Annotated in this window: 15 protein-coding genes and 1 riboswitch; of the genes, 12 read left to right on the top strand and 3 right to left on the bottom strand. The window is 71.8% G+C overall.

Translation table 11 applies throughout. The annotated features are described in order from the left end of the window. Window positions 1–141 precede the first annotated feature (141 nt). A complete protein-coding gene (gene cobA, locus ACZ63D_RS40955) occupies window positions 142–1,368 on the top strand; it encodes a uroporphyrinogen-III C-methyltransferase (protein WP_465359721.1) in 1,227 nt (408 codons plus the stop codon). Window positions 1,369–1,388: 20 nt separating this feature from the next. Then, entirely contained in the window at window positions 1,389–2,156 is a 768-nt protein-coding gene (locus ACZ63D_RS40960; protein WP_465359722.1) for a PIG-L deacetylase family protein, read from the top strand. A gap of 33 nt (window positions 2,157–2,189) precedes the next feature. Here ACZ63D_RS40960 and ACZ63D_RS40965 read toward each other — a convergent pair whose 3' ends face one another. Beyond that, window positions 2,190–3,065, bottom strand: coding sequence for an alpha/beta fold hydrolase (locus tag ACZ63D_RS40965; protein WP_465359723.1), 876 nt, complete (start codon window positions 3,063–3,065; stop codon window positions 2,190–2,192). Window positions 3,066–3,174: 109 nt separating this feature from the next. Here ACZ63D_RS40965 and ACZ63D_RS40970 point away from each other — a divergent pair, with 109 nt between their 5' ends. Together ACZ63D_RS40970 and ACZ63D_RS40975 are read left to right on the top strand one after the other, a co-directional pair. Further along, the gene (locus tag ACZ63D_RS40970) at window positions 3,175–4,017 is read left to right on the top strand and encodes a crotonase/enoyl-CoA hydratase family protein (RefSeq protein WP_465359724.1); all 843 of its coding nucleotides are present in this window, start codon (window positions 3,175–3,177) and stop codon (window positions 4,015–4,017) included. 34 nt (window positions 4,018–4,051) lie between these two features. After that, window positions 4,052–5,758 carry an AMP-binding protein gene (locus tag ACZ63D_RS40975; RefSeq protein ID WP_465359725.1) on the top strand — a complete coding sequence of 569 codons (1,707 nt, stop codon included), beginning with the start codon at window positions 4,052–4,054 and terminating at the stop codon, window positions 5,756–5,758. A 21-nt stretch (window positions 5,759–5,779) separates the two neighbouring features. Here ACZ63D_RS40975 and ACZ63D_RS40980 read toward each other — a convergent pair whose 3' ends face one another. After that, window positions 5,780–6,010: a hypothetical protein gene (locus ACZ63D_RS40980; protein WP_037714276.1), complete on the bottom strand. Its 231-nt coding sequence runs from the start codon at window positions 6,008–6,010 to the stop codon at window positions 5,780–5,782. Here ACZ63D_RS40980 and ACZ63D_RS40985 point away from each other — a divergent pair. The 7 genes from ACZ63D_RS40985 to ACZ63D_RS41015 all read left to right on the top strand — a co-directional run bounded on the left by ACZ63D_RS40985 (window position 5,988) and on the right by ACZ63D_RS41015 (window position 10,607). Continuing rightward, on the top strand, window positions 5,988–6,218 hold the full coding sequence (locus tag ACZ63D_RS40985; RefSeq protein ID WP_465359726.1) for a hypothetical protein: 231 nt from the start codon (window positions 5,988–5,990) through the stop codon (window positions 6,216–6,218). The two genes, ACZ63D_RS40980 and ACZ63D_RS40985, sit on opposite strands and share 23 nt — an antisense overlap. Before the next feature lie 351 nt (window positions 6,219–6,569). After that, window positions 6,570–6,803 (top strand): hypothetical protein, encoded by a 234-nt coding sequence (locus ACZ63D_RS40990; RefSeq protein ID WP_465359727.1) that lies wholly within the window; start codon window positions 6,570–6,572, stop codon window positions 6,801–6,803. A gap of 718 nt (window positions 6,804–7,521) precedes the next feature. Further along, entirely contained in the window at window positions 7,522–8,118 is a 597-nt protein-coding gene (locus ACZ63D_RS40995; protein WP_043834337.1) for a CDP-alcohol phosphatidyltransferase family protein, read from the top strand. A 55-nt stretch (window positions 8,119–8,173) separates the two neighbouring features. After that, entirely contained in the window at window positions 8,174–8,557 is a 384-nt protein-coding gene (gene gcvH / locus ACZ63D_RS41000; protein WP_452079475.1) for a glycine cleavage system protein GcvH, read from the top strand. 125 nt (window positions 8,558–8,682) lie between these two features. Continuing rightward, the gene (gene garA / locus ACZ63D_RS41005; protein ID WP_009078859.1) at window positions 8,683–9,153 is read left to right on the top strand and encodes a glycogen accumulation regulator GarA; all 471 of its coding nucleotides are present in this window, start codon (window positions 8,683–8,685) and stop codon (window positions 9,151–9,153) included. Beyond that, window positions 9,150–9,920: a transcriptional regulator FtsR gene (ftsR, locus tag ACZ63D_RS41010; RefSeq protein WP_465359728.1), complete on the top strand. Its 771-nt coding sequence runs from the start codon at window positions 9,150–9,152 to the stop codon at window positions 9,918–9,920. The genes garA and ftsR overlap by 4 nt, the downstream gene beginning before the upstream one ends. A 213-nt stretch (window positions 9,921–10,133) precedes the next feature. Continuing rightward, on the top strand, window positions 10,134–10,607 hold the full coding sequence (locus ACZ63D_RS41015; protein WP_009078856.1) for a bifunctional nuclease family protein: 474 nt from the start codon (window positions 10,134–10,136) through the stop codon (window positions 10,605–10,607). 31 nt (window positions 10,608–10,638) lie between these two features. On the opposite strand, the gene ACZ63D_RS41020 is transcribed toward ACZ63D_RS41015, so the two are convergent. Beyond that, window positions 10,639–11,268: a TetR/AcrR family transcriptional regulator gene (locus ACZ63D_RS41020; protein ID WP_465359729.1), complete on the bottom strand. Its 630-nt coding sequence runs from the start codon at window positions 11,266–11,268 to the stop codon at window positions 10,639–10,641. Window positions 11,269–11,527: 259 nt separating this feature from the next. Here ACZ63D_RS41020 and ACZ63D_RS41025 point away from each other — a divergent pair, with 259 nt between their 5' ends. Beyond that, window positions 11,528–12,109, top strand: a complete 582-nt coding sequence (locus tag ACZ63D_RS41025) for a MerR family transcriptional regulator (protein ID WP_465359730.1) — start codon at window positions 11,528–11,530, stop codon at window positions 12,107–12,109. A gap of 33 nt (window positions 12,110–12,142) precedes the next feature. Next, window positions 12,143–12,242, top strand: a riboswitch (glycine riboswitch). Window positions 12,243–12,512: the final 270 nt, after the last annotated feature.

Here is a 12,512-nt window from a genome sequence, read left to right on the forward strand (position 1 = left end):
ACTCCCGCGGGGCCGGATTTGGGTGCGGACAGCCGAGGTGTTTTTCCCGGGTCGTTAGCCCCGGCGGCCTAAGCCGCACCCGGGCGTGGCATGACCCACGCTCGCCGCGCGAGTCCGCCCCTCGCCCATATGCTTCCGCGCATGGACGACCCGCACTACCTTTCCGGCCTGAACCTGACCGGCCGCCGCGTCGTGGTGTTCGGCGGCGGTTCCGTCGCCCAGCGGCGGCTGCCCCGGCTGATCAGCGCGGGCGCCCGCGTCGAACTGGTGTCGCCGCACACGACGCCGTCGGTGCAGGGCATGGCGGACGCGGGCGAACTGGTCTGGCATCAGCGCCGCTACGCCGAGGGCGATCTGCGCGCGGCTTGGTACGGGCTGGCCTGCACCAACGACCCGGAGACCAACGCCGCGATCTGCGCCGAAGCGGAGCGGGAACGCGTTTTCTGCGTCCGCGCCGACGAGGGCGAATCCGGCTCGGCGGTGACCCCGGCGACCGGACGGCACGGCGGCCTCCTGTTCGGCGTCCTGTCCGGCGGCGAGCCGCTCCGCTCGGCCGCGGTCCGCGATTCGATGCTGGACGGCCTGCACGCGGGCACGATCGAGGACGGCCGCCAGCCGCATCCGGAAGGCACGCTGCCCGGCGTCGCGCTGGTCGGCGGCGGGCCCGGCGACCCGGACCTGATCACCGTCCGCGCCCGGCGGCTGCTGTCCCGCGCCGACGTCGTGGTCGTCGACCGGCTCGGCCCGCGCGACCTGCTGGACGAACTCGCCCCGGAGGTCGAGGTCGTCGACGCGGCGAAGATCCCGTACGGCCGCGCGGCGAGCCAGGACGTGATCAACCGCACGCTGATCGAGAAGGCGAAGGAAGGCAAGTTCGTCGTCCGGCTCAAGGGCGGCGACCCGTACCTCTTCGGCCGCGGCTTCGAAGAGGTCCAGGCGTGCGCCGAGGCCGGTGTGCCGGTGACCATGGTCCCGGGCATCACCTCGGCGTTCGCGGCGCCCGCGGTGGCGGACGTCCCGGTGACGCACCGAGGCGTCGCGCACGAGGTGGTCGTGGTGTCCGGGCACGTCGCGCCGGGGGACGAGCGGTCGCTCGTGGACTGGTCGCTGCTGGCCCGGATGCGCGGCACGATCGTGCTGATGATGGGCGTCGAACGGCTGCCGAAGTTCGCCGCCGCCCTGCTCGAAGGCGGCCGCCCGGGCGACACGCCGGTCGCGGTGATCGAGGACGGGACGATGCGGACCCAGCGCGTGCTGCGGACCACGCTCGCCTCGGCGGCCGAGGACGCGGCCGCGGCGGGAGTGCGCCCGCCCGCGGTGATCGTGTTCGGCCCGGTCGCCGGACTTGACCGGAATGAGGCCGGATAGCGCGCCCTCGCCGCGCGAAGATGTCCGGCATGACCCTGCCTGCCTTGCCCGAGGAGTCCTTCCAGCGCGTGCTCTGCGTCGTCGCGCACCCGGACGACATGGAGTACGGCACTTCCGCGGCCGTCGCGCGCTGGACCGCGCGCGGCGTCGAGGTCGGGTACCTGCTGCTCACCCGCGGCGAGGCAGGCATGCCGAATCCGCCCGAGGAGACGGCGCGGCTGCGCGTCGCCGAGCAGCGGAACGCTTGCGCCGCGGTCGGCGTCGAGCACCTGACCATCCTCGAGCACCCGGACGGCGTGCTCGTCTACGGCCTCGACCTGCGCCGCGACATCTGCCGCGAGATCCGCCGCTTCCAGCCCGACGTCGTGCTCGGCTGCGGATTCGACGTCGAAACGCCCTACGGCTTCGACCAGGCCGACCACCGCGCCGCCGGGCTCTCGACACTGGACGCGATCCGCGACGCGGGCAACCGGTGGGTCTTCCCGGAGCAGATCGACGACGAGGGCCTGACCCCGCATTCGGCGCGCTGGTACCTGGTGCCGGGGCTTCCCGGCTCGGGCGCGACGCATGGCGTCGACGTGACGGGGGAGCCGTTGCGGCGCGGTGTCGCGTCGCTGGAGGCACACGCCGCCTACCTCGCCGCGCTCTCGGACCACCCCGCGCCCGCCGACTTCCTCCCGCAGTTCGCCGCGATGAGCGGCAAGGCGATGGGCGTCGAGCACGCCGTGCTGTTCCGCGCGCACGACCTGCAGGCGCCACCAGACTTTCCGGACGCCGACCCCGCCTGACCCGGTACGGACGGCCGCAGGTCGGGTGGGGGATCAGGCGGGATAGCGGCGGAAGGCGAAGTCCCGGATCGCCGCGGTCAGCCGTTTCGGGTCGAACCGCAGCTCGACCGGGCTGCGCGCCTGCACGAACTCGGCGTTCGGCAGGTCCTCGGCCAGGCTGCCGGCGTCCCCGAACGGGTGGATCGGGTCGCCCTCGTGCCCGATCACCAGCGTCGGCGCCGTGATCGCGCCCCGCACCGACTTGGGCGGGGCGATCCGGCCGAACAGCACGCCGTGCAGCAGGGCGGCCATCGGCGCCGGTTCCTGGCTCAGCGTGTCCGTGACGACGTCCACCCACTGGTTCCCGTGCGGCACCAGATGCGCCGCCATCGCCACCCCGCGGACCGTCACGGGCACGAAACGCGCGGCGAACAGCAGCGGTGCGAACGTCAGCAGCCCGGCGATTATCGCGTTGTCCAGCACCGGCATCTCGACTATCAGCCCGCGCGCTCGGGAGGGCGCGGCGACAGCCACCTCCAGCGCCACGTTCGCGCCCAGCGAGGTGCCGCCGACCACCGCGTCCGGGATCTCCAGATGGTCGAGCAGCGCGACGGCCTGCTCGCCGAACGCGGGCATCGAATACCGCCACGACTGCGTCGGCCGGTCCGAATCGCCGTGGCCGAGCAGGTCGAGGGTCACCACGCGGAACCCCGCGCGGGCGAGCCGCCGGGCCAGCGGCGCGTGCATCCGGCGGGTGAGCATGATCCCGTGCATCAGCACCACGACGCGGTCGCCGCTGCCGTATTCGGTGTAGCACAGGCGCTGACCCTCGTGCCGGAACGAGCCGGACAGCTCGATCGGCCGGGTCCTGCGGGCCGCCGCGGGTTCCGCCGGCGGGGCGTCGGCGACGGGCACGGGTGCCGGTTCCATACGGGCGCCTCCCTCTCCACCTCGGGTCTCCAGGAAAGCATCCCGCAGCCGCGTTGGCACAGTGTCAACCGGATGAGCTGGGGTCGGCGGGATGAGTCAAGATGACCGCATGACCGAACCAGTAGCCGCCCTTCCCGAACTCGTCTCGCTCCGCGTCGCCCTCGACGGCCCGGTCGCCGAGGTGACCCTGCTCGGCCCGGGCAAGGGGAACGCGATGGGCCCCGACTTCTGGCGCGAGCTGCCGCAGGCGTTCGCCGCCCTCGACGCCGACCCGCGCGTGCGCGCCGTCGTCCTGACCGGAAGCGGCAAGCATTTCTCCTACGGCCTCGACCTCCCCGCGATGATGGGCAGCTGGGCGCCGCTGCTGGCCGGCGACGCGCTGGCCGGGCCGCGCACCGAGTTCCACCGCGAGGTCCAGCGGCTGCAGCAGGCGGTCAGCTCGATCGCCGAATGCCGCAAGCCGGTGGTCGCCGCCGTGTCCGGCTGGTGCATCGGCGGCGGCGTGGACGTCATCACCGCCGCCGACGTCCGGCTGGCCAGCGAGGACGCCAAGTTCAGCGTCCGCGAGGTGAAGGTCGCCATCGTGGCCGACATCGGCAGCCTGCAGCGGCTCGCGCCGATCATCGGCGAGGGCCACGTCCGCGAGCTCGCCTTGACCGGCAAGGACGTCGACGCCGCGCGGGCGGAGAAGATCGGCCTGGTCAACGACGTATACCCGGACCAGGAGACGCTGCTGGCCAAGGCCCGCGAACTGGCCGCGGAGATCGCCGCCAACCCGCCGCTGGTCGTGCAGGGCACCAAGCAGGTGCTGTCGGCCAACACCGAACGCCAGGTCGCCGAAGGCCTGCGCTACGTCGCCGCGTGGAACTCCGCGTTCCTGCCGAGCAAGGACCTCCAGGAAGCCGTGCAGGCTTTCCTGGAGCGACGAGCGCCGGAATTCAAGGGCGAGTAGAACAGGCACGGGAAGCGAGCACGAGGAGCACGACGTGAGCAACGGCGCTGAGGTCACCGGCTACCAGGCGTTCCGCGCGGCGCGGGACTATCTGCAGGCCCATCGCGAGGACTACGAGACCGCCTACCGCGAGTTCGCGTGGCCGCGGCTGGACGAGTTCAACTGGGCGCTGGACTGGTTCGACACCATCGCGGCGGACCCCGCGAACGCGCAGCGGCACGCGCTGTGGATCGTCGAAGAGGACGGCGCCGAGAACCGCTGGACGTTCCCGGAGATGTCGGCCCGGTCCAACCAGGTCGCGAACTGGCTGCGCGGCCTCGGCGTCTCGCGCGGCGACCGGGTGATCGTCATGCTCGGCAACCAGGGCGAGCTGTGGGAGACCATCCTCGCGGCGATCAAGCTCGGCGCCGTCGTGATCCCGGCGTCCACGCTGCTCGGCCCGGCCGACCTGGCGGACCGGGTCGAGCGCGGCAACGCGAAACACGTCATCGTGCGCGCCGCGGACACGGAGAAGTTCGCCGACGTCGCGGGCGGCTACACGCGGATCGCGGTCGGCGAACCGGTTTCCGGTTGGCACGCTTTCGAAACCGCATACGCCTCGGCTGCCGAATTCACCCCGGACGGCGTCACCCGCGCCGAGGACCCGCTGCTGCTGTACTTCACCTCGGGCACCACCGCGAAGCCGAAACTCGTGCAGCACACGCATGTTTCGTATCCGGTCGGCCATCTGTCCACAATGTACTGGATCGGGCTGGAGCCCGGCGACGTCCACCTCAACATCTCGTCGCCGGGCTGGGCCAAGCACGCGTGGAGCAACTTCTTCGCGCCGTGGAACGCCGAAGCGACGGTGTTCCTGTACAACTACACGCGGTTCGACGCGGCCGCCCTGATGGCGCAGATGGACCGGTGCGGCGTCACCAGCTTCTGCGCGCCGCCGACGGTGTGGCGGATGCTCATCCAGGCCGACCTCAGCGCGCTGCGGACGCCGCCGAAGAAGGTCGTCGGCGCGGGGGAGCCGCTCAACCCCGAGGTGATCGAGCAGGTCGAGAAGGCCTGGGGCGTCACCATCCGGGACGGCTTCGGGCAGACCGAAACCAGCGTCCAGGTCGCGAACACGCCGGGCCAGGACGTCGTGGCCGGTTCGATGGGCCGCCCGCTGCCCGGCTTCACGGTCGCGCTGGTCGACCCGGTGACCGGCGAGCGCGCCACCGAGGGCGAGATCTGCCTCGACCTCGCGCACCGACCGGTCGGCCTGATGGCGGGCTACGCGGACGACGACGAGCGCACCTCGGCCGCGTTCGCGAACGGCTACTACCACACCGGAGACGTCGGCTCGGTCGACGAACGCGGCTACATCACCTACGTCGGCCGGACCGACGACGTCTTCAAGGCGTCGGACTACCGGATCTCGCCGTTCGAGCTGGAAAGCGTCCTGCTGGAGCACGAAGCGGTCGCCGAGGCGGCCGTGGTGCCCGCGCCGGACCCGATCCGGCTGGCGGTGCCCAAGGCGTACGTCGTGCTCGCTTCCGGGCGCGAGCCGACCGCGGAGACCGCGCGGGCGATCCTCGCCTACGCGCGGGAGCACCTCGCGCCGTACAAGCGGATCCGGCGGCTGGAGTTCGCGGAGCTGCCGAAGACCATCTCGGGCAAGATCCGCCGGGTCGAACTGCGCGGCCGGGAAGGCGGCGAACGGCCCGAGGGCGAGTTCCGCGAGGACGACTTCCCGGACCTCAAGTCCTGAGCCGCCGCGGTGGCGCCGGTCTTATTCGGCCGGGACCACCGCGGCCAGCACGGTCTGCTCGCCCTTGCTGCACGTGGTGCCGCCTTGCGCGGCGGGCGGGCCGGAAACGCACAGCCAGCCGTCGACGGTCGCGTTGACCGGGTTGTTCGAGCCCGCGGCCTGGCGGCCGTTGATCGCCTGGTGGAACTTCTTGACCAGCGCCATCGCGTCCGCGCAGGGGATGGCCTTGTTGTCGTACACGTACAACGTCACGCCGCTCGCCGCGGTGACGGTGCCGCACGTGCCCGGAGTGGACGGCGGAGCCTGCTTCGACGGCTTCGGCGCGGCCGCACTGCTGCTCGGCGGGGCGGGCGGGCTGCTCGCGCCCGCGGTCTGCGGCAGCGGCGGGGGAGCGTGCGTGCTCGGCGCGGCCGAGGCGATCGCGGAGGGCGCCGACGAGGCGGCCGCTGGTGGCGCTTGATCCCCCGAACAGGCGGTCAGCGCGGGCAAAACCACCACAGCCGCGCACAGCGGCCCGTACACGGTTTTCGAGGGGCGCACCGCGATCCTTTCTCCGGGGTCGCGCCCATTCTGTCCCCTCGCGCCCCCGCTGAGCGGCACCGACACACCGGAGCGGACCCAAGTCGGTCTACTGTGGACGGTCGGTTTACCGGTTCCGGAACGGGAAATCCGCATCGCCGGACATATCGTTCGGAGGAATCCGCTCCGCGGCGGTTAACGCTCGGCGGTCCCGCGCCGACGTACAAGGCAGGCGCCCCGCGCGTTCCAGGTCCCCGAAGCCCGACGCCAGAGAGCACGAGTCACCGAGAGCATGAGCACCGAAACCGCCCCCGCGGCCGAAACCGACGCCCCGACCGATCCCCCGACCGAACCCTGCAGCGTGGTGTGGTGCGGCGGCCGCCCCTACGTCCTCGAAGCCGGCGCGGTCGCCCCGCGCTGGGTGGGCACCGACGGCCGCGGCCGCCCGGAAACGCTGAGCACCGCGCAGCTGCGGCGGCGCGGCTGGAGCCACCGCCGGGCGGCCAGCAGGCGCCGCTCCCGCTGAGACTTCCGCCGGACGGCGGCCGGAACCGGGGAGGGGTCCCGGCCGCCGCCCGGCGGATCCGGGAACCGGCCGGATTTCCCGGCCTCGCACCGATTCATCCCGCGGCCGAGCCGTTCGCGCTGAGGCAGGCGGGGCAGAGATCCGATGGCTGGCCGCTGCCGACGGAATCGTTCCAGCACCGCACCGCTTTGCCTGGTCCGCGGGTGTCCCCGGCCGTCGATCCGGGGCCGCTGCGGCGGGTGGCTGCGGCGGTCCGATGCCGGTCCGCTGGAGGGAATCGTCCCGCACCGCACAGGACCGCCGGGTGTCCCTGGCCGTTGATCCGGTCATGCCGCGGCGGGCGGTTGCAGCGATCCGATGGCGGTCTGCTGCAGAGAGAATCGTTCCAACGCCGCACCGGCTGTGCCCGGTCCGTCTGACCACCACACGCCGTCGCTGCGCGGCGGGGCGGAACCGGCCAGCCCGAGGGAAGCGGCCGAGCACTCTCATGCCGGGTCGCCGCCGAAATCGTTCGAGCGCCGCACCGGCCGGGTCCGCCGCGCGACCCTCGCCGCCGCTCAGTGTGCCCCAGCAGGTTTTCCGGCAGCGGCGGTGCGGAGCTGCTTCCCCGAGATCAGCCAGCAGCCCGCGCCCCGAAGCCCCGCCCCGAAATAGGCCGAACCCCGCACTTCCCCCGCCGGAAGAAACCCCGCGCCCCGGCCCGCTCTAGGCTGACCGCGTGACCACGGTCCCCGACGAGCCCCAGACCGAGCCCTCCCTGTGGCGGCAGGCGCTCAACGTTCCCAACCTGCTGTCGCTGCTGCGGCTGGCGGGCGTGCCGGTGTTCCTCTGGCTGCTGCTCGGCCCGAAAGAGGACGGCTGGGCGCTCGCCCTGCTGATCTTCTCCGCGCTCACCGACTGGCTCGACGGGAAGCTCGCCCGCTGGCTGGACCAGATGTCGCGGCTCGGGCAGCTGCTCGACCCCGCGGCGGACCGGCTCTACATCCTCGCCACGCTCGTCGCCTTCCTGATCCGCGACATCATCCCGTGGTGGGTCGTCGTCCCGCTGGTGCTGCGCGAGCTGGTGCTCGGCGTCTGCGTGGTGCTGCTGCGCCGCGGCGGGTTCGCGCCGCCCGAGGTCACCTACATCGGCAAGGGCGCGACCTTCGTCCTCATGTACGCCTTCCCGTTCCTGCTGCTCACGCAGGGCGGCTCGGACGTCGCCGCGGTCGCCCGGCCGATCGCCTACGCGTTCATGGTGTGGGGCGGCGTCCTGTATGTCTGGTCCGGCGCGCTCTACGTCGTGCAGGCGGCTCGCGCGCTGCGCACCCGGTGATGGAAGATTGTCGGCACCATCGCGAGCACAGCCAGCACCAGGAAGGGGAGCGGCGTTGACCACTCCGGAAGAACTGCGCTACACCGAGGAACACGAGTGGGTCGCGACCCGCGAGGGTTCGCTCGTGCGGGTGGGCATCACCGAATACGCGCAGGACCAGCTCGGCGACGTCGTGTTCGTCGACCTGCCCGAGGTCGGCAAGCAGGTCGGGGCGGGCGACCCGTTCGGCGAGGTGGAGTCCACGAAGAGCGTCTCGGAGCTGTTCGCGCCGGTCGACGGCGAGATCGTGGCGGTCAACCCGGCGGTCGCCGATTCGCCGGAGCTCATCAACTCCGACCCCTACGGCGAGGGCTGGCTCGTGGAGATCCGGCTCGACGACCCGGCCGGTCTCGAAGCGCTGCTCGAGGCCGAGGCGTACCAGGCGCTCATCAAGGGCTGAGCCGCCCGGCCCGGCGCCCGGAGCCTCAAGGGGAGCCCGAGGGTTCCGGGCCGGTCGGGCACGGTACGTTGACAGCTGCACGTTCTTGGTCGATAACAACACTTCATGCGTAGAGGAGAGCTCAGGTGAGCACGAACGACGGGCCCGGCGTTCCCCCGGAGCAGTCTCCGGAGCGGACCTCTGTCTTCCGGGCCGATTTCCTGGCCGACATGGAAGGCCAGCAGGAGTCCGCGCCGGCCGCCGAGGCACCGGTGCAGGGCGTCGACGCCCTGCCGCCGGGTTCCGCCCTGCTGGTCGTCAAGCGCGGCCCCAACGCGGGCTCGCGCTTCCTGCTCGACCGCGACACCACCAGCGCGGGACGGCACCCCGACAGCGACATCTTCCTCGACGACGTCACGGTTTCCCGCCGCCACGCGGAATTCCGGCGCGAGGGCGGGGAGTTCGTCGTGATCGACGTCGGCAGCCTGAACGGCACCTACGTCAACCGCGAGCCGGTCGACCAGGCCGTCCTCGCCGGCGGCGACGAGGTGCAGATCGGCAAGTTCCGCCTGGTCTTCCTGACCGGCCCGGGGCACGGGGGCCAGGGGGCGCAGTGACGGCGGCCGGGCAGCCCGGTCGTCAGGAGGCCCGGCGGGACGGGTTGAGCATCGGGGCGGTGCTCGCGCAGCTGCGCGGGGACTTTCCCGATGTCACGATTTCCAAGATCCGTTTCCTGGAGGCGGAAGGCCTGGTCCGCCCGGGCCGCACGCCCTCGGGGTACCGGCAGTTCTCGCCGGCGGACGTGGAACGCCTGCGGTACGTGCTGTCCGCGCAGCGCGACCACTACCTCCCGCTGAAGGTCATCAAGGAGCAGCTCGACGCGGCCGACGCGGGCGCGCAACCGCCCGTGCCGGTCCCGTCGGCTCCCCAGCTGCCGCGGCGGCTCGTGCCGCTCGGCGACGGGAGCGATCCGGCGGGACTGCCCGCGGCGGCGGACTTCGAGACCGGGCCGGACACCCGGCTCACCCAGGAAGACCTGCTGGAGCAAGCGGGCATCGACGACGCGACGCTGGCCGAGCTGTGCCAGTACGGCCTGCTGCGCCCTGGCGCGGCGGGTTTTTTCGGCCCGGAATCGGTGCTGATCGCGCGCACCGTCAAGGCGATGACCGAGTTCGGCCTCGAACCCCGGCATCTGCGCGCGTTCCGCGCCGCGGCCGACCGCGAGGTCGGGCTGCTGGAGCAGATCGTGACCCCGGCGTACCGGCATCGTGACGCGGACGCGAAGGCGCGCGCGGACGAGGTGGTGCGCGAGCTGGCCGCGTTGTCGGTCACGCTGCACACCCTGCTCGTCAAGGCAGGCATCCGCGGCGTCGCCGGCGACTGACCCCGCGGGCCCGAGGCGCGTTTTCCGTTACTTGTCAATGACTGAACCTCAGCGGCGCGATGCCGTACCGTGAGAGACGGTTCGCACCACCACGAACCGAGAAAGTCCGCTGCGAGCGAGCACAGCGCCCGGATGACGGGTAGCGTCGGAGACAACGGTCGTCAGCCGTCGCGAGCGCTGCGGCCCGTGTGCACGAGAGGGAGGCGAAGCCCGATGAGCGAGATGCGCGTCGTCGGCGTGCGGGTCGAACTGCCTGCCAATCAGCCGATCTTGTTGCTGCGGGAGACCGAGGGCGAGCGGTACCTGCCGATCTGGATCGGCTCGGTCGAAGCCACCGCGATCGCCCTGGAACAGCAAGGCGTCCGGCCCGCCCGGCCGCTGACCCACGACCTGCTCAAAGAGGTCATCGGCGCACTCGGGCGCGAGCTCGAGCAGGTCGTGATCACCGACCTCAAGGAAGGCACGTTCTTCGCCGAGCTGGTCTTCGACGGCGACATCCGGGTCTCGGCCCGGCCGAGCGATTCGGTCGCGCTGGCGCTGCGGATCGGGGTCCCGATCCACGCGGTCGACGCGGTGCTCGAGGAAGCCGGGCTGATCATCCCGGACGAGCAGGAGGACGAGGTCGAGAAGTTCCGCGAGTTCCTCGACTCCGTGTCCCCGGAAGACTTCCGCGGCGCCGACACCTGATCCCCAGCGGTTTCCCCGCCGGGGAGCGCCCTCACCGCGCGGTGGCGCGGGCGAACAGGTCGGCCAGCTCCCGGCCGTAGCGGTCCAGGTCCACTCCCGGGTCGGCGGCGTACGCGGCCGCGACGCCGTCGATGGCCTGCGCGATCGACAGCGCCACGATCTCCGGCGAGATGTCGCCGAACGCTCCTTCTTTACGGCCCTGTTCGAGCTGCCGCTGCAGCGCGCCGGTGCGCAGCTGCCCGACCATGACGCCGGTCATCGCCCAGCCGTCGCGGTCGTCGGCGTGCGCGGCCATCTCGACCAGAACCCGCTCGCATTGCGGGTAATCGCGCAGGAAAGCGACAGACGTCTCGATGTACGCGCGCAGGTTCCCCGGCCGGTCCGCCGGGTCGACGCCCTCGCTGCGCTTGCGCAGGTATTCCGATTTGGTCTCGGACACCGTGCTCAGCACCGCCTGCATGAGGCCGGCCTTGTTGGTGAAGTGGTACGAGATCAGCCGGGTGCTGCTGAGCCCGGCCCGTTCCTTGATGCGCGCGAAGGTGGTGCGCGCGTACCCGTGGTCGGCGATCGTGGCGATGGTCGCGCCGATGATCTGCGCCCGGGTGGTGGCCTCGGTGACGCTGAGGCCGAGTTCGGCTTGCGTGTCGACGTTTACTTGCATGAGTAATAAGTTACTCGGCTGAGTAAAAATCGTCAATCCCGTACGGCGAACGGGCCAAAGCCTCGACACGGGATCGAGGTCCGCCGCGCGTCGCGTTGACCGGCTCGCGGCGCAGCCTTACCGTCAAAGGCGGTAAATCGCCACGATGTGATTCGCCGACCCGGCGCGCTCGTGGCAGTTTTCCCCGGCCGATCCCGATCCTGGGCTCGACCGGCCTGTCGAACGCCCCGCCGCGAGGCCGGGCGAGGGGAGGCTTGCGGTGGTCGAGGCTAGTCGTCCGGAGATACCCGCCGGACCTGTCGCCGACGGCGAGCAGGGCGAGCTGTTCCCCGACGCCTCGCTGCCCGACGAGCTGGTCGGCTACCGCGGTCCCGCGGCCTGCCAGATCGCCGGGATCACCTACCGCCAGCTGGACTACTGGGCGCGCACGAAGCTGGTCGCGCCCAGCATCCGGACGGCGCACGGTTCGGGGTCGCAGCGGCTCTACTCGTTCAAGGACATCCTGGTCCTCAAGGTCGTGAAGCGCCTGCTGGACACCGGGGTCTCGCTGCAGAACATCCGCGTCGCGGTGGACCACCTGCGCGTGCGCGGGGTGCGGGACCTGGCGAAGGTCACGCTGTTCTCCGACGGCACCACGGTGTACGAATGCACCTCGCCGGAGGAGATCGTGGATCTGCTCCAGGGCGGGCAGGGCGTGTTCGGCATCGCGGTCAGCGGCGCGATGCAGGAGATCAGCGGCACGATCCACGAGTTCCCGGCCGAACGCGCCGACGGCGGGCTGGTCGAGGCCGTCGTGCCGGACGAGCTGACGCAGCGCCGCAACGCCCGCCGCACCGGCTGATCTTCCTCCGCGCTAGACTGGGCGCGCGATCGACGAACCCGCGCGGGAGAGACCGGACCGGCATCCCCGGACCGGCGCCGAAGGAGCAAGTCCTCCCCGGAACCTCTCAGGCACCCTGGACCGCGCGGACGAGACGCCTCTGGAAAGCGCATCGGCAGGAGACCACCAGCCGGTGCCGCCGACGGTGCAAGCCCGCGTATCCACGCGGGTGAAACTCTCAGGCGCCCCTCGGGGTACGGACAGAGTGGGGAGGCCCGCGCTTCGGCGCGGGCGCGCCGGTGAGGTTCAGACCTCCCGGGAGGTCTGAACCCCACGCCTCGGTCCACCCCCCAACCCCCGCGGGTCGAACCAGGATCTTTTTCCGGAAACCGTGCCCCTTTGCGGCCCGGCCGATCGTGATCTC

This window comes from Amycolatopsis sp. NPDC104775 (genome assembly GCF_055583325.1).